19 protein-coding genes are annotated in these 19,841 nt (G+C 71.6%); 7 read left to right on the forward strand and 12 right to left on the reverse strand.

All coding sequences use genetic code 11. From position 1 onward, the window contains the following. The first annotated feature begins 1 nt into the window (after position 1). Together ACSHXC_RS13940 and ACSHXC_RS13945 are read left to right on the forward strand one after the other, a co-directional pair. Positions 2-1,930 (forward strand): fumarate reductase/succinate dehydrogenase flavoprotein subunit, encoded by a 1,929-nt coding sequence (locus ACSHXC_RS13940; protein WP_438291898.1) that lies wholly within the window; start codon positions 2-4, stop codon positions 1,928-1,930. Continuing rightward, on the forward strand, positions 1,927-2,697 hold the full coding sequence (locus tag ACSHXC_RS13945; protein WP_438291899.1) for a succinate dehydrogenase/fumarate reductase iron-sulfur subunit: 771 nt from the start codon (positions 1,927-1,929) through the stop codon (positions 2,695-2,697). The genes ACSHXC_RS13940 and ACSHXC_RS13945 overlap by 4 nt, the downstream gene beginning before the upstream one ends. 17 nt (positions 2,698-2,714) lie before the next feature. Here ACSHXC_RS13945 and ACSHXC_RS13950 read toward each other — a convergent pair whose 3' ends face one another. From ACSHXC_RS13950 to ACSHXC_RS13985, 8 genes are all read right to left on the reverse strand, one after another. Continuing rightward, entirely contained in the window at positions 2,715-3,740 is a 1,026-nt protein-coding gene (locus ACSHXC_RS13950) for a hypothetical protein (RefSeq protein WP_438296568.1), read from the reverse strand. A 232-nt stretch (positions 3,741-3,972) separates the two neighbouring features. After that, on the reverse strand, positions 3,973-4,242 hold the full coding sequence (locus ACSHXC_RS13955) for a hypothetical protein (RefSeq protein ID WP_438291900.1): 270 nt from the start codon (positions 4,240-4,242) through the stop codon (positions 3,973-3,975). Between the two features lie 153 nt (positions 4,243-4,395). Next, on the reverse strand, positions 4,396-6,930 hold the full coding sequence (locus tag ACSHXC_RS13960) for a SpoIIE family protein phosphatase (protein WP_438291901.1): 2,535 nt from the start codon (positions 6,928-6,930) through the stop codon (positions 4,396-4,398). Between the two features lie 167 nt (positions 6,931-7,097). Then, positions 7,098-7,502 (reverse strand): ATP-binding protein, encoded by a 405-nt coding sequence (locus tag ACSHXC_RS13965; RefSeq protein WP_438296569.1) that lies wholly within the window; start codon positions 7,500-7,502, stop codon positions 7,098-7,100. A 125-nt stretch (positions 7,503-7,627) separates the two neighbouring features. Beyond that, positions 7,628-8,029, reverse strand: coding sequence for a (deoxy)nucleoside triphosphate pyrophosphohydrolase (locus tag ACSHXC_RS13970; RefSeq protein WP_438291902.1), 402 nt, complete (start codon positions 8,027-8,029; stop codon positions 7,628-7,630). A gap of 56 nt (positions 8,030-8,085) precedes the next feature. Beyond that, a complete protein-coding gene (locus ACSHXC_RS13975; RefSeq protein ID WP_189962829.1) occupies positions 8,086-8,268 on the reverse strand; it encodes an SPOR domain-containing protein in 183 nt (60 codons plus the stop codon). Positions 8,269-8,465: 197 nt separating this feature from the next. Next, the gene (locus ACSHXC_RS13980; protein ID WP_053729995.1) at positions 8,466-9,218 is read right to left on the reverse strand and encodes a GntR family transcriptional regulator; all 753 of its coding nucleotides are present in this window, start codon (positions 9,216-9,218) and stop codon (positions 8,466-8,468) included. A gap of 156 nt (positions 9,219-9,374) precedes the next feature. After that, complete coding sequence (locus ACSHXC_RS13985) at positions 9,375-10,499, reverse strand: DUF4190 domain-containing protein (RefSeq protein ID WP_438291903.1); 1,125 nt, start codon at positions 10,497-10,499, stop codon at positions 9,375-9,377. A gap of 218 nt (positions 10,500-10,717) precedes the next feature. Between ACSHXC_RS13985 and ACSHXC_RS13990 the strand changes: the two genes are divergently transcribed. Beyond that, on the forward strand, positions 10,718-11,905 hold the full coding sequence (locus tag ACSHXC_RS13990; protein ID WP_438291904.1) for a serpin family protein: 1,188 nt from the start codon (positions 10,718-10,720) through the stop codon (positions 11,903-11,905). 5 nt (positions 11,906-11,910) lie between these two features. On the opposite strand, the gene ACSHXC_RS13995 is transcribed toward ACSHXC_RS13990, so the two are convergent. Together ACSHXC_RS13995 and ACSHXC_RS14000 are read right to left on the reverse strand one after the other, a co-directional pair. Further along, positions 11,911-12,393, reverse strand: coding sequence for a cupin domain-containing protein (locus ACSHXC_RS13995; RefSeq protein WP_438291905.1), 483 nt, complete (start codon positions 12,391-12,393; stop codon positions 11,911-11,913). A 65-nt stretch (positions 12,394-12,458) separates the two neighbouring features. After that, positions 12,459-13,307, reverse strand: coding sequence for a carbon-nitrogen hydrolase family protein (locus ACSHXC_RS14000; RefSeq protein ID WP_438291906.1), 849 nt, complete (start codon positions 13,305-13,307; stop codon positions 12,459-12,461). A 161-nt stretch (positions 13,308-13,468) separates the two neighbouring features. Between ACSHXC_RS14000 and ACSHXC_RS14005 the strand changes: the two genes are divergently transcribed. Both ACSHXC_RS14005 and ACSHXC_RS14010 read left to right on the forward strand, forming a co-directional pair. Further along, complete coding sequence (locus tag ACSHXC_RS14005; RefSeq protein ID WP_438291907.1) at positions 13,469-13,654, forward strand: hypothetical protein; 186 nt, start codon at positions 13,469-13,471, stop codon at positions 13,652-13,654. A 153-nt stretch (positions 13,655-13,807) separates the two neighbouring features. Beyond that, positions 13,808-14,536 (forward strand): thioesterase II family protein, encoded by a 729-nt coding sequence (locus tag ACSHXC_RS14010; protein WP_438291908.1) that lies wholly within the window; start codon positions 13,808-13,810, stop codon positions 14,534-14,536. On the opposite strand, the gene ACSHXC_RS14015 is transcribed toward ACSHXC_RS14010, so the two are convergent. Beyond that, positions 14,508-15,911, reverse strand: coding sequence for a class II 3-deoxy-7-phosphoheptulonate synthase (locus ACSHXC_RS14015; protein WP_438291909.1), 1,404 nt, complete (start codon positions 15,909-15,911; stop codon positions 14,508-14,510). The two genes, ACSHXC_RS14010 and ACSHXC_RS14015, sit on opposite strands and share 29 nt — an antisense overlap. Before the next feature lie 288 nt (positions 15,912-16,199). Here ACSHXC_RS14015 and ACSHXC_RS14020 point away from each other — a divergent pair, with 288 nt between their 5' ends. Then, positions 16,200-17,702: an anthranilate synthase component I family protein gene (locus ACSHXC_RS14020; protein ID WP_438291910.1), complete on the forward strand. Its 1,503-nt coding sequence runs from the start codon at positions 16,200-16,202 to the stop codon at positions 17,700-17,702. A gap of 35 nt (positions 17,703-17,737) precedes the next feature. Continuing rightward, on the forward strand, positions 17,738-18,340 hold the full coding sequence (locus ACSHXC_RS14025) for an anthranilate synthase component II (RefSeq protein ID WP_438296570.1): 603 nt from the start codon (positions 17,738-17,740) through the stop codon (positions 18,338-18,340). A gap of 1 nt (position 18,341) precedes the next feature. Here ACSHXC_RS14025 and ACSHXC_RS14030 read toward each other — a convergent pair whose 3' ends face one another. Then, a complete protein-coding gene (locus ACSHXC_RS14030) occupies positions 18,342-19,757 on the reverse strand; it encodes a PLP-dependent aminotransferase family protein (protein WP_438291911.1) in 1,416 nt (471 codons plus the stop codon). Positions 19,758-19,841 lie beyond the last annotated feature (84 nt).

Here is a 19,841-nt window from a genome sequence, read left to right on the forward strand (position 1 = left end):
CATGACACAACTCGAACGGCAGCAGTGGGACGTCGTCGTGGTGGGCGCGGGCGGGGCGGGCCTGCGGGCCGCCATCGAGGCGCGCGAGCGGGGCGCCCGTACGGCGGTGATCTGCAAGTCCCTCTTCGGCAAGGCGCACACCGTCATGGCCGAGGGCGGCATCGCGGCTTCCATGGGCAACGTGAACTCCGGCGACAACTGGCAGGTCCACTTCCGCGACACCATGCGCGGCGGCAAGTTCCTGAACCAGTGGCGCATGGCGGAGCTGCACGCGCGTGAAGCCCCCGAGCGCGTATGGGAGTTGGAGACCTGGGGCGCCCTGTTCGACCGCACGGCGGACGGCCGCATCTCCCAGCGCAACTTCGGCGGCCACGAGTACCCGCGCCTCGCCCACGTCGGCGACCGTACGGGCCTGGAGCTCATCCGCACCCTCCAGCAGAAGATCGTCAGTCTTCAGCAGGAGGACAAGAAGGAGTTCGGCGACTACGAGGCCCGCCTGAAGGTCTTTCAGGAGTGCACCGTCACCAGGGTGTTGAAGGAGGAGGAGCGGGTATCCGGAGCGTTCTGCTACGAGCGCGAGAGCGGCCGCTTCTTCGTCCTTGAGGCCCCCGCGGTCGTGCTCGCGACCGGCGGCATCGGCAAGTCGTTCAAGGTGACGTCCAACTCGTGGGAGTACACCGGCGACGGGCACGCGCTCGCGCTGCTCGCCGGGGCGCCGCTCCTGAACATGGAGTTCGTGCAGTTCCACCCCACGGGCATGGTCTGGCCGCCGTCGGTCAAGGGGATCCTGGTCACCGAGTCGGTGCGCGGTGACGGCGGGGTGCTCAGGAACTCCGACGGCAAGCGCTTCATGTTCGACTACGTGCCGGACGTCTTCAAGGAGAAGTACGCGGAGTCCGAGGAGGAGGGCGACCGCTGGTACGAGGACCCGGACCACAACCGCCGGCCGCCCGAGCTGCTCCCCCGCGACGAGGTCGCCCGGGCCATCAACGCCGAGGTCAAGGCGGGCCGCGGCACCCCGCACGGCGGCGTCTTCCTGGACGTCTCCACGCGCATGCCCGCCGAGGTCGTCCGGCGCCGGCTGCCGTCCATGTACCACCAGTTCAAGGAGCTGGCGGACGTGGACATCACGGCCGAGGCGATGGAGGTCGGGCCCACCTGTCACTACGTGATGGGCGGCATCGCGGTCGACTCCGACACCGCGGCGGCCCGCGGCGTGCCCGGCCTCTTCGCGGCCGGCGAGGTCGCGGGCGGCATGCACGGATCCAACCGGCTCGGCGGCAACTCGCTCTCCGACCTGCTGGTCTTCGGCCGCCGGGCCGGGCTGCACGCCGCCGAGTACGCGGCCTCGCTCGCGGCTCGCCCCGCCGTGGACGAGATCCAGATCGACACGGCGGCCGCGGAGGCCCTGCGCCCGTTCAGCGCCGAGGCCCCCGAGGACGGCTCGCCCGTCGAGAACCCGTACACCCTGCATCAGGAGCTCCAGCAGGCCATGAACGACCTGGTCGGCATCATCCGCCGGGAGGGCGAGATGCACCAGGCGCTGCGCAAGCTCGCCGAGCTGCGCATGCGGGCTCGGCGGGCCGGGGTCGAGGGGCACCGCCAGTTCAACCCGGGCTGGCACCTCGCGCTCGACCTGCGCAACATGCTGCTCGTGAGCGAGTGCGTGGCGCGGGCCGCGCTTGAGCGCACCGAGAGCCGCGGCGGCCACACCCGCGAGGACTGGCCATCGATGGACCGCGCCTGGCGGCGGGTGAACCTGCTGTGCCACCTCGCCGACCCCACCGAGGGCCTGGCCCCGCCCGACTCCGAGCGCGGCCAGATCAGGCTGGTGCGCGAGGAGACCGACCCCATCCGTGCCGATCTGCTCTCCCTCTTCGAGAAGGAGGAGCTGGTCAAGTACCTCGCCGAAGAGGAGCTGTACGAGTGAGTACGTACGATGCGAGCTTCCGGGTCTGGCGGGGCGACACCGGCGGCGGTGAACTCACCGACTTCACGGTGGAGGTGAACGACGGCGAGGTGGTCCTCGACATCATCCACCGCCTCCAGGCGACCCAGGCCCCCGACCTCGCGGTCCGCTGGAACTGCAAGGCGGGCAAGTGCGGTTCGTGCAGCGCGGAGATCAACGGGCGGCCGCGGCTGATGTGCATGACGAGGATGTCGGTGTTCGCCCCGGGGGACGTCATCACGGTAACTCCCTTGCGGGCGTTCCCGGTTGTACGGGACCTGGTCACGGACGTGACGTTCAACTACACGAAAGCACGGGAGGTGCCGGCGTTCGTGCCGCCCAAGGGGGTGGCGCCGGGCGAGTACCGGATGCAGCAGATCGACGTGGAGCGCTCGCAGGAGTTCCGCAAGTGCATCGAGTGCTTCCTGTGCCAGGACACCTGCCACGTGGTGCGCGACCACGAGGAGAACAAGGGCGCCTTCGCGGGCCCGCGCTTCCTGATGCGCGTCGCGGAGCTCGACATGCACCCGCTGGACGCGGCGTCCGAGGCGGGCCTGGACCGCAAGGCGACCGCCCAGGACGAGCACGGGCTCGGCTACTGCAACATCACCAAGTGCTGTACGGAGGTCTGCCCCGAGCACATCAAAATCACCGACAATGCGCTGATCCCGCTGAAGGAGCGGGCGGCGGACCGCAAGTACGACCCGCTGGTGTGGCTGGGAAGCCGGATCCGGCGCCGGGAATCCTGACGGGGTTGGGGGGCTGGTCAGCTCCAGCCCTTGCGGTAGGCGGCCCAGTCCTCGTCGCGCTCGGCGAAGTCGACGTACAGGGCGACGCCGAAGTGCTGGCGGTGGCGGTCGGTGCGGGCCAGGCCCAGGCGGGCCCCGCGCACGGCCGCCTCGACCGTCTCGGCGGAGCCGTGGTGGGACATGCTCTCGTGGTCGTAGAAGGGAAGCCCCATCAGCAAGTCGGTCTGCTTCGGGGTGACTTGGAGGGCGAGCGCGGTCTGACGGGCGACGTAGCCGCCGTACAGGCTCTGCACGGGCATCGCCGTGTCGTACGACATCACGGCGATCTGGTCGACGCGGCGGGCCACCTGTCCGAAGTAGGCCTGCGCCCACCACTTGCCGTGGCCGGTGAGGCTTTCGGCCGCGGAGTGCAGTGCGGGCAGCGGGTCTATCTGGTGCGCGGCCACGGAGAGCACGGCGCCGCGGGGCTTGGTGAGCGCGTGCAGCGAGTCGAGCAGGGCGAGGTAGTTCTTGTCGCCCGAGGGGAGCGGCTCCAGGTCAAAGTGGACGCCGTCGAAGTGGGCGCCGTCCAGGACTTGGCGGGCGGTGGTGACGACGGCGGTGCGGGTGGTGGGGGTGTTGAGCCGCAGCCCGACGGGGCGCTCGCCGGCCAGCCGGTCCCCCAGCCAGGCCTGCACCCGGACATCCGGGAGCCTGCGGTGGACACCCTCCACCAGCCAGCTGGCCCTGGGGTAGCGGGTGACGGGGAGGGTGCCGTCGTGGTCGAGGGGGCCGGTGTGCACGAAGAGGTCTTTGATGCCGCTGCCGCGCAGTTTGGCCGCGAAGGCGTCGAGGTCCTTGTCGTTCTTGCGGCCGTCGACCCAGGCGTGCCCGAGCCAGTAGGCGTCCCGGCCGCGGGTGCGGGTGTCCTTGCCGGGGGCGCCGGCGTACTGGGCGCGGAGCGCCACTCCGGCGGCGGCGAGGGTGACGACTACGACCAGGGTGGCGGCGAGCAGGGTGCGTCGCGTCCACCGGCCTCCGCGGCCGCCCCACCACGTGCGTATCCTGCCCACGCCTGCGTCTCCCCCTCGAATGCCCTGAGCCCCAGATTAGCCGCCTCCCTGTTCAGGGGCTCCGCCCCCGAACCCCGGCTCCTCAAACGCCGGAGGGGCTTGGGGGGGTGGTTGTTTGGCTGCGGACCGTGGGTGGTTGCTCGCTCCCCCAAGTTCTCGGCTTTGCTCGAACAGGGGGGACCCCCATCGCGGCGGAGCCGCACAATGTCACAGCCCCGCACCCCTAGCGGGGTGGGGGTGTCCTGGGTGGAGCTTGCCCCTGGCCGGGCGTGGTGCGGGTATGGGTTCGCCGCTTTCTCTTGAGGTACGCGTACGCGGCTGACGCGCCCGCCACGACGATCACAACCACGGGGAGCACCAGGTCACTCGCCGAACTCCCGGAGTCGTGGGTGCTGTTGGCGAGGGCGGGGGCGGGGGCGATCAGGATCCAGCACAGAGCGGCGAGCGTGCCCAGGGCGGCACGGCGCCAAGCTCTTCCGACGGGCGGCATCACGCTCCGAGCGTATGGCTGAAACAGAACCCTGGCGACCGGAAAGCGCCCCTGCGCCCCACCCTGCTAGGGGCGCGGGGAACTGCGCGACCAGCCACCCCCGGTCCGCAGCCGAAAGCCCCCCCCCAGCCTCTCCGGCGTTTTGAGGAGAGGGCGTCAGAACATGCTCAGGATCTGTTCCTCCGTCAGCTCCACCGGCCCGGACTCCCCGTCCGGCAGGGCCAGTTCGAACCACACCGTCTTGCCGCGCGGGGTGCGGCGGGCGCCCCAGGCCGCGCTCAGGAGGCCGACCAGCTGGAGGCCTCGCCCGCCCTCGTCCGTGTCGCGGGCCCGGCGGCGCCGGGGCTGGACCAGGCCCGCGTCCCACACCTCGCACACCAGCGTGCGGTCCCGGAGGAGGCGGAGCCTGATCTCGCCGTCCCCGTACCGCAACGCGTTGGTCACCAGCTCGCTGACCAGGAGTTCCGTGGTGTCGACGAGGTCGTCCAGGTCCCAGGCGAGCAGCTGCGTGCGGGCGAGCTCGCGGGCCCGCCCCACCGAGCGGGGCTCGCGCGGCAGGCGCCAGTCGCCGACCGCGTCCGCGGGCAGGCCCTGGATGCGGGCGAGGAGCAGCGCGATGTCGTCCTCGCCGTGGCGGGTGTCGAGGGAGCCGAGGACCTGGTCGCAGACGTCCTCAAGGGGACGGTCCGGGTCGGTGAGGGTCTTGCGGAAGGCGTTGAGGCCCTCGTCGAGCGGATGGTCGCGGGACTCGACGAGGCCGTCGGTGTAGAGGGCGAGCAGCGCGCCCTCGGGCAGGTCGACCTCGACCTCCTCGAAGGGCTCGCCGCCGACGCCGAGCGGCAGCCCGGGCGGCACGTCCAGGAGCATGGCGGGCTCGCCCGGGTCGTCGCCGGGTTCGACCAGGACGGGCGGCAGGTGCCCGGCGTTGGCGAACGTACAGCGCCGGGTGACCGGGTCGTAGACCGCGTACACACAGGTCGCGAGGTACACCTCGGAGAGGTCGGCGTCGCGGGACTTGTGGGCGACCCGGGACGCCTGCTGGCTGCCGCCGGGCGCGCCGAGCCCGCGGGCGATCTCGTCGAGGTGGGAGAGGACCTCGGCCGGTTCGAGGTCGAGCAGCGCCAACGTCCGTACCGCGGTGCGCAGTTCGCCCATGGCGACGGCGGCGCGCAGCCCGCGGCCCATCACGTCGCCGATGACGAGCGCGGTGCGGTGGCCGGGGAGTTCGATGACGTCGAACCAGTCGCCGCCGACCTCGGACTCCGCGCTGCCCGGCAGATACCGGCAGGCGATGTCGAGCCCGGCGGCCTCGGGGTCGCCGGGCGGGAGCAGGGAGCGCTGGAGGATCAGCGCGCGCTCGTGCTCCCTTCGGTAGAGGCGGGCGTTGTCTATGCAGACGGCGGCGCGCGAGGCGAGCTCGGTGGCGAGCGCCCGGTCGCGCTCGCCGAACGGCTCACTGCCCTTGGCCCGGGCGAACTGCACCAGGCCGACGACGGTGTCGTGGGCGACCATCGGCACGGCGAGGATGGTCTGCACTAGACCGCCGTCGGCGCCCCGCACCGTGTGCACCCGGGCGGTGCGCAGCGCGCTCGCGTACGGCGAGTGGAACCGGTAGCGGTGTACGTCGCCGACGCCCACCTCCCCTTCGCCGCCGGTCAGCGGCCCGTCCGAGACGGCGCTCGCGAAGGCGACCCGGCGCAGTTCACCGCGCCCGTCACAGGGGCCGGCGCCGGGGTCGTCGCCGGCGAGCAGGGTCTGGTAGAGGTCGACGGAGGCGAGGTCGCAGAAGCCGGGGACGGTGATGTCGAGGAGTTCGCGGGCGGTGGTCTCCAGGTCGAGGGAGTTGCCCATGCGGGCGCCCGCCTCGTTCAGGAGGGCGAGGTTGCGGCGGGCGTCGGCGGCCTCGCGGGCCGCGTTGTGACGGCGGGTCACATCGATGCCGAGGCCCGCGACGCCGATCGGGCGCCCGGTGCCGCTGTGCACCCGGTACAGGTTGATCGACCAGTGCCTGTGGTCGGAGCCGCCGGGCGCCGAGCCCACTATCTGCAGGTCGGTGACGGACTCCCCGGTGTCCAGGACCCGCTGCAGCGCGGCGGACATCCGGTCGGCCTCGGGGCGGGAGAGGTAGTCGTGGACGGTGTGGCCGCGGTGTTCCTCGGGGGCCCCGCCGAAGACGGTGGCGAACCGCCGGTTGGCGCGGAGCACGGTGAGATCCGTACCGAACAGCAGGAAGCCATAGGGAGATTGACCAAAAATGGCCTGCGACGCGGCCAGGTCGGTCTCGATGCCGCGCAGGGCGCGTACGTCGACGACGATACAAAGGGCCGCCCGTTCGTCGGCGGCCGTACGGCTCGGCATGACGTAGAGCTCGGCGAGACCCCGGGCACGCTCGGCCCCGTCGGACGGCATGCGGAAGGGGACGACGCCGGTCCATTCCTTGCCGTCCAGGATCTCGGCGACCCGGCGGTGGCCGCGCGGGCGCAGTTCGGGGGGCATGAACGCCTCGACGGGGTCGCGGCCGATCACGGTGGCCGCGGCCAGGCCGAACTGTTCCTCGGCCCGCAGGCTCCACTGCTCGATCAGCCCGTCGGGCCCGATCGAGAACGAGGCGACGCGGATGTAGTCATAGATCGAGCCAGGCGGGCTGCTCTGCCACACGACATCGCCAGCCGTCTCAGGTATCTCGCTCACGCGACCGTCCCCTCCAGCTCACCGCACCGGACCGGCCTTGACCGCAGTATTCAGCACTACGGCCCCAGCCGACACGGCGTTCACGATCACGACCCGGTCTCGTTCTTTTCCAGCCGTTGCCGGCCGGTTCTCAACCGGGGCTTGTGATCGTCCGTCCCTCCCTCCTTCTAACCATGCAGAGCCAGCTCGAACCACACGGTCTTGCCTGTTCTGCCGTGGCGGGTCCCCCAGCGCCGGGCGGAACAGGCCACGAGCTGTATGCCCCGGCCCCCTTCGTCCTCCATTCCGGCCGTACGTTCGACCGGCGGATCCGGAAGCGGATCGGAAACCTCCACGAGCAGGGTGATGTTGTCGAGCCGGTCGAGCCGGACCCCGATGGGCCCCGACGCGTAGCGCAGGGAGTTGGTCACCAGCTCGCTGACCAGGAGCACCGCCACGTCCACGGCCGCGCCGTCGAGGGCCCAGCCGCGCAGGGCGTCCCGGACGGCGTGCCTGGCGGTCCGTACGGCTCCCGGTTCAGCCGGGAAGGTCCACTCGGCGCACTCGCCCGAGGTGTCGATCACGCCGATCACCCGCATCCGATGGTTCGGGGGGTTTAGAAACGATTAATAGGCACATACCCGATATTTGGTACGGCCTATCCCCAAGTGGGGCGTATGGCGGCATGAAAGTGCCCTGCGGGAAGGGTGGGCTCCGCTCAGCGGCGCAAAGCCCCCAGGATGCGCATCGCCTCCGCCACCGCTGGGCGGTCCTGGGGGAGCCAGTCGACCTCGTCGGCCTCCTCGGGGGCCAGCCACCGGAGTTCGTCGTGGTCCTGGAGCGGTCGGGGCTCGCCGTCGAGCAGCCGCGCGGTCCATGCGTGCAGGACGAGGCCGGGCCTGAGGGGCCACTCCCCCGCGATGCGTTCCAGCGGCTCGGTCTCGATGCCGAGTTCCTCGCGGAGTTCGCGCACGAGGGCCTGCTGCGGGCTCTCACCCGGTTCCACTTTGCCGCCGGGCAGTTCCCAGCGGCCGGCCAGCTCGGGCGGGGCGCTGCGGCGGGCGGCGAGCAGGCGCCCCCGGTCGTACACGGCTCCGGCCACCACCACGGTCTCGTTCATGCGCCGGAGCGTAACGCGCGCCCTTCGGCCGTCCCGCATCCTGCCCGCGGGAAGGGCTACTGCTGGGCGGGGGCGCCGATCCGCTCGACCCAGTAGAGCTGCTTGTGCCCGCGGACGTCGAGGCGGTCGGCCATCTGCTCGGCCTCGGCGCGCGTGGCGTACTTGCCGACGCGGTACTGGTTGCCGTTGTCGTCCTGGCGTATCACCTGCCAGGCGAGCACAGCCCCACTGTCGTTCATCGCACCTCTCCCGGCGTCGGCGTGCAGGTCAGTAAGCATCCCCAGGAAACCGCAATCCGCATATGCCCGAGCCTACGCCTGACCTTTACTCAGCGGATACGGGTTTACACAAAGAGATACGAATTCGGTCATCGGCGGCACACGGAGAAGGGGGCGCACCTGTTGGGTGCGCCCCCTTCTCCCCCGTACCGGGGCCGCTATTTCACGGGCAGGTGGTACGCGATCCGGTAGCGGTCGGCCGGGACGACGACGTCGGCCGTCTCCACCGCGAGCCCCGAGGCGTAGTACGTCCGCTCGATGACCAGGACGACATGGCCGGGGACCCCGCCGAGCGCGAGGAGTTCCTCCGCGAGACCCGGGCGCGCACCGACCTCTTCGACGACGTTGTCCACCACGACGTCGATCGCGCCCATCCGCTCGACCACCCCGCATCCTCCGAGCGGCCCCTCCTCGGGCAGCATCACCGGAGTGCGCCCGGTGACGGAGAGGGGCTCCCACGACGTGGACAGCATCATCTGCTCGCCCGCATCGCGGAACACGTACCGCGTGCGCATGACACGGTCGCCCGGGCGGATGCCGAGCCGCTTGGCGATCTCGGCGGTGGCCTCCTCCTGCTCGCTGCGGGACTCCCAGGTCCCGCGCGCCGCCTCCTCGGCCTGCTCCTGGCGGAACGGGCTCGCGCCCTTCGTGGGCCGGTAGCCGGAGCGGGCGACCCGGCGCGGCACCGGGCGCTCGCGCACATATGTGCCCGATCCGGAGCGGCCCTCGACCAGGCCCTCGGCCATCAGGACCTTGCGGGCTTCGAGCGCCACGGTGTCCGAAACCCCGTACTCCTCGCGGATCCTGGCCTGCGAAGGGAGCCGGGTGTGCGGCGGCAGCGAACCGTCCACGATCTTCTGCCTCAGATCGCCGGCTACGCGCAGATAGGCGGGCTGCTCACCGAATGTCACGGGCCACTCCCATCAGGTTGACAGACAGCAACAGCGTGGCAACCGTGGGTTGGCGACCGCAAGCAAAGGCCAGACATTCACTCGAAGTGATTAAGAGCCCCTGCCCAGGGCGTACCCGCGGTACAGCGGATACGTTCTGCCCTACCCGAGACCTCCTCAGACGCTTTTGGAACCACCGGTTCCGGAACCGGTCCCGCCCTTGCCGCTGCCGCTGCCACCGCCGCCGGGGTGTTCGTCGGTGGACGGCGGGGTCGTCGCGAGGCCGAGGGCGGCGCGCGCGGCGATCTCGTCGGCCTGCTTCATCGCCTTGTCCGCCGCCCCGGAGTGCAGGTAGAACGCGTCGGCGTCGGAGGCGCCCGACGCCTTCACCCACTCCATCTGCGCGGTCTTCATGCCGTCGATGTACGCCTGCACGGACGCGAGCTTGCCGGCCGACCAGGTGTGCGCGGTCAGGTCCTGGGCATCCAGGCCCAGGGTGCCGGTCATCTCGCCCGCCCACTTCTTGAAGCCGGGCAGGTCGTCCTCGACCCGGTCCTCGTCGGGGGCCTTGGCCAGGGTGCGCTCCACGTCGTTGGCGGCCTTCAGGAACGCGAGCTGGTCGGCGTCGAGCGTGCCGGCGTCATTGCGCACCGACCCTTCGAGCTTGCCGCCCTCCGAGGCGAACGCGCAGGTGACGGTGTGGTCGCCGAGCGCCCAGCTCTTCCGGCTCGGCGTGTAGTAGTACGGCCCCGCGCCCGCCGGGATCTTCCAGCTGTCCATGGCGTACGCCTGCTCCACGTCCCAGCACCGCGCGTCGGCCTCGGTGGAGATGGCCTCCGCGCCCGGGTAGCCGCCGTTCCCGTTCAGCCGGAACGAACCGGAGACCTCGGCGTCGTGCCTGCCCTTGCAGGACACGATCCGCACGGAGGCGACCTCGCGCTCCAGCTTGCCGCCGGGCACGTCGAAGCAGTCGCCCTTGCGCAGGTCGAGCGTGTTGCGCGTGCTGGAGACCGAGCCGTTCCAGCCGTCCTTGAAGTTCCGCCAGCCGTCCGCGAGCCCGCCCGTCGCGATCGAGACGATCAGCAGCAGCGTGCTGATCGCCGAGAGCACGACGCCGGCGACTGCCATGCCCTTGCCGCGCAGCCCCTTCTTCTTGATCTGCCCGAGCGCGACGACACCCAGGACCAGACCGAGCGGGGGTATGCAGCACAGGATGCCGGCGATCAGCGAGCCGACGGCGAGCCCGCTCACCGGCGGCTGCTGCGGCGCCTGCGGATACGGATACCAGGGCCCGCCGTTCATCGGCTGCCCCGGGTACGGACCCGGACCCGGGTGTCCCCCCGGTGCCTGAGGCGGCACCGGCCAGCCGTACCCCTGCCCCGGTTGCGGCTGCTGAGGCTGCTGCCCGGGTGCGGGCGGCGGCGGTATCTCCACGGGTACGGTGCTCCTCATAGGGCTGTGGCGAACTGTTGCGCGAATGCGCATCGTACGCGGGCGAGTACGGGGGAATGAGGGGCGGGATGGCATCCAGGGCTGCCGCGATCGAAGCGGCCAACGCGCTGACGGCACGGTGGGGAAGCACCCACGCCGGCAGGACGGACACCGTCTTCTCGGCGGCCGGCGTCTGGCCGCTGCTCGCCCTCCTCGCGGCCGGTGCGCACGGCCCGGCGAGGGCCGAGCTGGCGGACGCCGTGGGCCTGCGCCCCGAGGACGCGGCCAGCGCCGCCCGGGAGTTCCTGGCCCACGTCGGCGCGATCCCCGGGGTGCACGCGGCGACCGGGCTGTGGACCAGGCGGACGCTGCCGCTGCGCCCCGAGTGGTCGGCCGGACTCCCGCCGGGCACCCACGGGGTGCTCACCTCGGACCCCGCCGCGGACCGCAAGGCCCTGGACGCCTGGGTGTCCGAGCACACGGGCGGGCTGATCGAGGCCATGCCGGTGGCGGCGGACGGGGACACCGAGCTGATCCTCGCGGCGGCCCAGGCGGTACGGACGGAGTGGGTGAAGCCCTTCTGGGCTTCGAGCAGGCACCCCGAGTCCGGACCGTGGGCCGATCGGCGGCTGCCCACCCTGCGCCGCTCCACCGCACTGCTCGACGAGGTCGCCGTCGCCGAGACCGCGCACGGCCCGCTGACCGTGCTCAAGGTCCTCGGTGACACCGGCGTGGACGTCCATCTCCTGCTCGGCGAAGCCGAGTTGACGGCGGGTCAGGTCCTGGCGGGCGGCGTCGACGCCCTCGCGGGGCGCTGCCCGGTCGTGCCCGGGGACCGCCTCATCCAGGGCGCGGTGGGTCCGGGCCTGACGGTGCGGGAGGTGCGCAGCACCACCCAGGAGCCCCGACTCGACGTCACCACGGTGCCGTTCGACCTCTCCTCCGAGCACGACCTGCTGGCCTCGGCGCGCCTGTTCGGCCTGGCGACGGCGAGCGAGCGGACGAGTGGCCACTTCGACGGCATCAGCCCCGCACCGCTGGCCGTCGCCTCGGCACGGCAGGCGGCGAGGGCGACCTTCGGTGAACTCGGCTTCCGCGCGGGCACGGTGACCGCGGTGGCGATGAACGCGGGCAGCGTCCCGCCTCCCCCGCCGTACCTGGTGAGGCGGATAGAGGCGGTCTTCGACCGCCCCTTCGGCTTCCTGGCCGTACACCGCACCTCACGCCTGGTCCTCACCGCGGGCTGGGTTGCGGAGCCGCCCCAGCCTGCGGGGTAGGGCGCTCAGTCCGTCCAGTACGTGTCGTGCTTCAGGAAGAACTCCGTGCGCTCCTGCGGGCTCATCTGCGCGACCTCCCCCACCTTCTCGAAGTACTGCTCACGCGGGGCGCCCGGTGCGAAGAGCAGCAGCATCGAGGCGGCCTCGTCGGAGTCGTTGCGGAAGCCGTGCAGGCCGCCCGTCGGGACGTACAAGAAGTCGCCCTTCTCGGCCTCGATCCACTGCTCGCCGTTGTAGAGGCGGACCGTGCCGTCGAGGATGAAGAAGGTCTCCGAGATCGTGCGGTGGAAGTGGGTGCTGGGGCCGCCGGCCCGGGGCGCCATGTCGAGCCGGTAGAGCCCGAACTCGCCCTGTGTGGACTCGGTGGTGGCGAGGTAGTGCGTACGGCTCCCGTTCGGCGAGGCCAGCTCGGCGGGCGTGTCCGCCGGCCGGAACACCGCGTTGACCTCGCCCTTCTCGCCGAAGTACCGGGGCTCGGGGTACGACATGACACAGCTCCTCATGATCGGGTTCGCCACCACTCTGGCGCACGGGGGGCGCGTTCACCACCCGCTTACCGGGCTGGAACCGACCCCAGGACCGTGCGCGGCTCGGCCCCCGTGTCGTGCAGGTCGCGCAGCATCGGCTCCGCCTCGCGGGCCGCGTGCAGATGTTCCGGGAGGAGGTCGGCGAAGACGAGTTCCTCGTCCGTGGGGCCGGCCTCGGCGACGACGCGTCCGTCGGGACCCCACACCGCGCTGCCCCCGCAGGCGCGCCAGCCGCCGGTCACGCCGACGTGGTTGGAGAGCACCGCGTACACCGTGTTGTCGAAGGCCCGGGCCGGGAACCAGATCCGGGACTCGTGGTGGCCGCCGCCCTCGCCGAACAGGGCGCCCACGACATACGCGTGGCAGCCGTCGAGTGCGGCGGCGCGGGCGTGCTCGGGGAACCCGGAGTCGTAGCAGATCCCCAACCCCAGCCGCCAGCCGCCCACTTGGAGGGTGGCCCCGGCGCCTCCCCGGCAGTAGACCGCCTGCTCGTGCCGGAACAGGGTCTGCTTGTCGTAGCGGCCGACGACGCCGGTTTCGTCGATGGCGAGGGCGGACACGTACAGCTCCCCGCCGTCCTGTACGGCGGCCCCGACCACGGCGGTGACCCCGCTCGCCCGGCAGGCCTCGGCGATCGGGGCGAGCCGGGGGTCGTCCGGCCGTACGGCACAGCGCTCGGGGTCGGCACGGATCAGCTCTATCTCGTAGCCGCTGAGGAACTTCTCGGGAAAGACGGCGACGCGCGCCCCGCCCTCCCCGGCGGCCCGGACCATCCGCGCCACGGCGGCCGCGTTGGCCTCGACCTCCCCGGGAACGGCCTGCGCCTGTGCGGCGGCGATACGGAGAGGAGCGTCGGGAAGCTTGAATTCGATCACGGACCTCGACCCTACCGCCCGCGCGTCCACACCCAAGTACTGTCCGTAACTGCTGGACATGCGTGGAATGTCCCTGCGTGCCACGCTGGTCGAGGCCCGGGGGAGCCGCGGGAACAGCCCCGGCCCCCCGCCCCCTCACACCCCTGTAGGAGTGACGCCAGATGGGCATCAAGGACCAGTTCGACGACAAGTCGCAGGAGCTCAAGGACAAGGCCAAGCAGGCGCTGGGCGACAAGAAGGACGAAGCGCAGCAGCGCGCCCGGCAGGCCCAGGACAAGGCCCAGAGCGAGACCCAGCGCGCCCAGCAGGAGGCGCAGGACCGCTTCGACCAGGACTACGACGTCTGACGCGAGCGTCTCCCGCACGGCAGAGAGCGGCGCACCCGCGGCACCGGGTGCGCCTCTTTCGCGCGGCCGGGGTGTCAGCCCCCTGTCAGCCCCCCGCCGGATCATGGACCGCGCGTATGCGGAGCCACGCCGCACGGGTCTTGGGGGCAACAAATGGTCTGGATACAACGTGTCGCGCCTCAGCCGTTCGCGGCGCGGCGGGTGATCTGTTTTCCGCACGCCGGAGGCTCGCCCTATTTCTTCCGGGGCTGGGGCAAGGCGCTCGGCGATTTCGATGTTCACGCGGTGTGCTATCCGGGGCGGGCGGAGCGGATAGCCGAGAAGCCCGCCGACGAGTTGATTCCCATGGCGCGGGAAATCGCCCGGGAAACAGTCAAGTTGATGGGTGAGGACGGGCGGCCCACTGTGTTTTTCGGACACAGCATGGGAGCCATCGTCGCGTACGAGGCCGCTGTGGAGCTTGCGAGCCGGGGAATTGAGCTCGATCACTTCATTGCCTCGGGAGCGCGGGCCCCTCATCTGATGCGGCCCGATCCCAGTGCCCACTGGGACGACGAATCCATCGCGGCCACGCTCGTGGAACTCGGCGGCACCGATGCCGAGCTCCTGCGCAATCCCGCTTTCGTGGAACTCGTCCTGCCCTATATCGGGGCCGATTTCCGCATGCTCGCCTCGTACGACGCACCGCCGCGTACCCCGTTGGGCTGCGCCGTGACCGCCCTGGTCGGGGCCGACGACCCCCGGGTGAACCTCCAGCAGGCGTCCGCCTGGCGGGAGTCGACCCGGGGGGCGTTCGACGTGCGGACGCTGCCCGGGGACCACTTCTATCTGGCCCGGAACCCGCCGTTCGACATCATCGAAGGCTCCGCGGCCGGGCGTTGACCCGGCCGCGCTCGCGGTACATCCGGGCCAGCCGGAAGGCCAGGTCCAGGGACTGGGTGTGGTTGAGCCGGGGGTCGCACGCCGTCTCGTAGCGGTGGTGCAGCTCCTCGGCGAGGACCGCGTTGCCGCCGCCCACGCACTCGGTGACGTCGTCGCCGGTGAGCTCCACATGGATGCCGCCCGGGTGGCTGCCCAGCGCGTCGTGCACCTCGACGAAACCGCGCACCTCGTCCAGGATCGCGTCGAACCGGCGGGTCTTGTGCCCGCTCGCGGCGGTGATCGTGTTGCCGTGCATCGGGTCGCTGACCCAGCAGACCTGCGCCCCCTCCGCATTCACCTTCTCCACCAGGGTGGGCAGCAGATCACGGATGCGCTCGGCGCCGGCCCGGACCACGAAGGTCAGCCGGCCCGGATCGCGGTCGGGGTCGAGCCGGTCGAGCAGCCCGAGGACGGTGTCGGGGCTGGTGGTCGGCCCGAGCTTGACCGCGATGGGGTTGTCGATGCGCGAGAAGTACTCGACGTGCGCCCCCTCCAGGTCCCGGGTCCGCTCGCCGATCCACAGCAGGTGGGCGCTGGTGGCGTACGTGCGGCCGGACTCGGCTTCGGTGCGGGTCAGAGCCGCCTCGTAGTCGAGGAGCAGGCCCTCGTGGCCGACGAAGAACTCGGCCGTACCCAGCTCCCGGGTGTCCACCCCGCACGCCTTCATGAAGGCGAGGCTGCGGTCGATCTCGTCGGCGAGCTCCTCGTACTGCTCGCCCACGTGCGAGTCGGCCACGAACCCCCGGTTCCAGGCGTGCACTTGGCTGAGGTCCGCGAAGCCGCCGGTGGTCAGGGCCCGCACCAGGTTGAGCGTGGTGGTAGAGGCCTCGTACATCTTCCGCAGCCGCTGCGGGTCGGGGCGGCGCGAGGCCGCGGTGAACTCCAGGCCGTTGACCGCGTCACCGCGGTAGGACGGCAGGGTCACGCCGTCGCGGTGCTCCTGGTTCTGGGAGCGCGGCTTGGCGTACTGGCCGGCCATCCGGCCGATCTTGACGACCGGCAGGGCCGCGGCGTGGGTGAGCACGGCGGCCATCTGAAGCAGCGTCTTGAGCTTGCCGTGGATGCCGTCGGTCGTGGTGCCCGCGAACGTCTCGGCGCAGTCGCCGCCCTGCAGCAGCACGGCCTCGCCGCGGGCCACCGCCGCCATGCGCCGGCGCAGCAGATCGCACTCGGCGGCGAAGACCAGGGGCGGCGACTTCTCCAGCCCGGCGGTGACGGAATGCAGTTCGTCCATGTCGGGCCACTCGGGCTGCTGGGCGGCGGGACGGGCGCGCCAGGATTCGGCGGCGCTTTCGGCCGAAGTCTTCGCTGCGGGGTCCCAGATGCTGTTTCTCATTACTGCCTCCGGTACGGCTGGCGGGGAGGAAGAGCGGACTGGCGAAAGTGGGGCGGTAAAAGCGTTTCGGGGCGGGTCCACAACAGGCGGTAAGAGGGCTGCGTCGGACCGGGCCGGTAACAGATCAGCCCAATCGGGCCGCCGGGGTCAAGCGAATCGCGAGTGGTCCGTATCGAGGGTCGGCGATTGGTCTGGCACCGGTGGTACGCCCGCTGATTTGCTTCGCATGGCCGAGTGGTCCGCATCGGCACACATTCCCAACCGTCCTTCATGTACGAGGAGTTCACCATGCCGGGAATCAGCACGATCGGTGTGCGGGTCACCGATACGGCGCTGCCGCACCACGATCCTCTCGATTTGTACGTCCGGCTGCGCGAAAGCCTCGCCGCCGACGACGTATTCCTCTTCGAAAGCGTGGACGGCGCCGACCAGGACCGCCGCTGGGCCGTCGTCGGGTTCGGCCGGCTCGCCGAGATCCGGGTCCACGAGGGGTATCTGGAGATCGACGGGGCCGCGCGGATCGCCGAGGCGCTGGCCGAGCGGGCCGGTGCGGCCGGTCTCGCCGGCCACACGGTCGAGTCCGGGGTGCACCGGCTGACGTTCGGCGATGCCGGGCAGATGTGGGACGTACTGGCCGGCGCGCAGGCCCTGTTCGACGTGGCCACCGACATCCCGTCGACGGCGTACGCCTTCGGGTTCCTGACGACGTTCGCGTACGAGTCCGCCTGGCACATGGAGCGCTTGCCCGAGCGCGGCAAGGCGCCGAACGGCCCGGACATCACGCTCACGCTCTTCCGCGACACCGTCTGGTACGACCTGGTCGACGGCGGGGTGCGTCAACTCAGCGCGGAGAGCCCGGCGTTCGCGGACCGGCCGAGGGTCGCGGACGCGGTCCTCGCCGCCGGGGCCGCCTGGGGCGCGGTCGGGGACGATCCGGTGCCCGAGGCTCCGGAGCCGCTCTCGGTGCGCGACAGTGTGAGCCGGGAGACGTTCCTCGGCTGGGCCGACCGGTGCCTGGAGCACATCCGGGTCGGCGACATCTACCAGATCCAGATCGGCCACCGCATCGATGTGCGGACCGACCTTGAGCCGGTCGACGTCTACCGGAGGCTGCGCGGCCGCAACCCGTCGCCGTACATGTACCTGATGCCGCGCGCCGGGCGGACCCTGATCGGGGCCAGCCCCGAGCTGTTCTACCGGATCGAGGGCGACGAGATCACGATGCGGCCGATCGCGGGCACCGCACGGCGCTGCGCGGACGCGGAGGAGAACGAGCGCCGCATCAAGGAGATGCGCGAGAGCACCAAGGAGCAGGCCGAGCACATCATGCTGGTCGACCTGTGCCGCAACGACATCGGGCGGGTGACCCGGCCGAGCACCCAGCCGGTGGACCGGCTGATGGCGGTGGAGACGTACTCGCACGTCTTCCATCTCGTCTCGACCGTCTCGGGCCGCCTGGAGCCGGACGTCGACACCTGGCAGGCGATGCGCGCGACCTTCCCGGCGGGCACGATGACGGGTGCGCCCAAGGTCCGCGCCATGGAGATCATCGACAGCCTGGAGCAGGAGCGGCGCGGCAGTTACGCGGGCGCGGTGGGCCTGGTCGACGTACGCGGCTGGAGCGAGCTGGCGCTGACCATCCGCACCATCGAGTACGACGGCGAGACGTACTCCACGCAGAGCTCGGCGGGCATGGTGGCGCAGTCGGAGCCCGAGTCCGAGTGGCGCGAGACGCTGGCGAAGATGGGGGCCGCCTACTGGGCGCTCACCGGTCAGGAGCTGTCGTCGTGACCCGGACCGCACAGACCGAAGGAGACGTCACGGGCATGAAGGTGCTGCTGATCGACGCGTACGACAGTTTCGTGCACATCATCGACCAGTATCTGCGCACCCTGGGGGCGCGGACCGAGGTCGTACGGTCCCGCACGCTCTCCCCCGACGAGCTGGCCGCGCGCGAGCCCGACGCGGTGGTGCTCGGTCCCGGGCCCGGGCACCCCGCGCAGTCCGGCCACGTGGAGCTGGTGCACGAGTTCGCCGGGCGGGTTCCGCTGCTCGGCGTGTGCCTGGGGCACCAGGCGATCGCCCTCGCGCACGGCGGGCGGGTCGAGGTGGCGGACCAGGTGATGCACGGGCGGACCAGCACGGTGCGGCACGACGGGGCCGGGCTCTTCGAGGGGCTCGGGCACACCCTGGAGGTGACCCGGTACCACTCGCTGATCGTCGCCGAGCCGCTGCCCGAGGAGCTGGTGTCCACGGCGGTCGCCGTCGACCACGGCTATCTGATGGGGCTGCGCCACCGCACTCTGCCGATCGAGGGCGTGCAGTTCCACCCGGAGAGCATCACCACCACGGGCGGGCTCACGATGCTCGACAACTTCCTTGGTTCGTCGGCCGGTTGGCGCTCTCCCGCGAAGCTCTCCGGGGTCTGATTCACCCATGGGCGGCCGCCGCCAGCTGCCGGACGGCCTCGCCGACGCCGGAGCGCGGCAGGTGGGCGTGGCCGACCACCAGGGCCGGGGCGCTGCGTCCCGGCCCGGCGTGGAAGGCGGCCGCGCCGCGCAGCAGGACGCAGCGGCCGAGCGCCCGGGCGACCAGGGCCGCCTCGTCGGTGCCCCGGGGCAGCTGCAGGTAGGCGTGCAGACCGGCGCCCCGGCCGAGCACCGCGGCCCCGGGAAGGTGGCGGCGTACGGCCTCCTCCAGGGACTCCCGGCGGCTGCGGGCCAGGGAGTTGAGCCGGCGCAGGTGGCGGTCGAAGAGCCCGGTGCGCAGGAGTTCGGCGAAGGTCAGCTGGGTGAGGGTCTCGGTGCCGAGGTCCTGGCGGGCGCGGGCCCGCATCAGGAGGTCGAGCAGGGGCGCGGGCGCGGCCAGCCAGCCGAGCCGCAGGCCGGGGGCGAGGGACTTGCTCGCGGTGCCGGCGTAGACGACCCGCTCGGGGTCGGTGCGCTGCAACGCGAGGGGGCGGGCGCCGCGTTCGTACCAGAGGCCGCCGTCGTAGTCGTCCTCGATGATCCAGCCGTCGACGTCGCGCGCCCACCGGGCCAGCGCCTCGCGGCGGCGCGGCGAGAGCGTGCCCCCGGTCGGGAACTGGTGTCCGGGGGTGACCAGAACGGCACGGGCGCCCGAGGCGGCCAGCGCCTCGACGTCGATGCCCTCGGCGTCGACCGGGACCGGCACGGCCCGCAGCCCGCTCTCGCGCACGAACTGCCGCTGGCCGGGGTGGCCCGGATCCTCGATGGCGAGCGCGTCGATGCCGATCCGGGGCAGGACCGCGCACATCAGGCCGAGCGTCTGGGCGAACCCGGCCACCACCATCAGCCCGGCGGGCGTGGTCCGCACTCCTCTCAACCGGCCGAGATATCCGGCGAGTTCGAGGCGCAGGTCCGGCTCGCCCGCGAGCGACGGGTAGTCGTGGGCGCCCGGGTCCGCCCGGTACAGGACCCGCTGGTAGCAGCCGAGCCACTCGCGGCGCGGGAACGCCGGGAGGTTGCCGCCGCTGGGCCTCAGGTCCCAGCGGACCGGCGCGGGCGGCGCGTCGAGCGGGTCGGCCGCCTCCCCGTCGTCGAGGAGCGCGGGCACCACGGCCCGGTCGTCCCCGAGATGCCGTACGACCCGGGTGCCCGCGCCCTGGACCGCCTCCAGGTAGCCCTCGGCGACGAGTTGGCCGTACGCCTCGACGACCACGCTGCGTGACACGTCGAGGTCGTCGGCGAGCCGCCTGCTGGACGGCAGCCGGGTGCCGGGATGGAGAATTCCCTCGGCTATCTCCCGCTTGATGAAATTCTGGATCTGCGAGGTCAGGGAATTCGAGGAGTCCCTGACCACCTCCACCGCCATGTGCAGGGCCACCGGTCCTGCCCCCCTTAACGAATTGGACCGTACATCTCGCCGGACAGTGGTCTGGAGGGCGCTTTGCGCGCCTCACAGAATGGG

This window comes from Streptomyces sp. HUAS TT7 (assembly GCF_051550175.1).
Classification (GTDB): domain Bacteria; phylum Actinomycetota; class Actinomycetes; order Streptomycetales; family Streptomycetaceae; genus Streptomyces.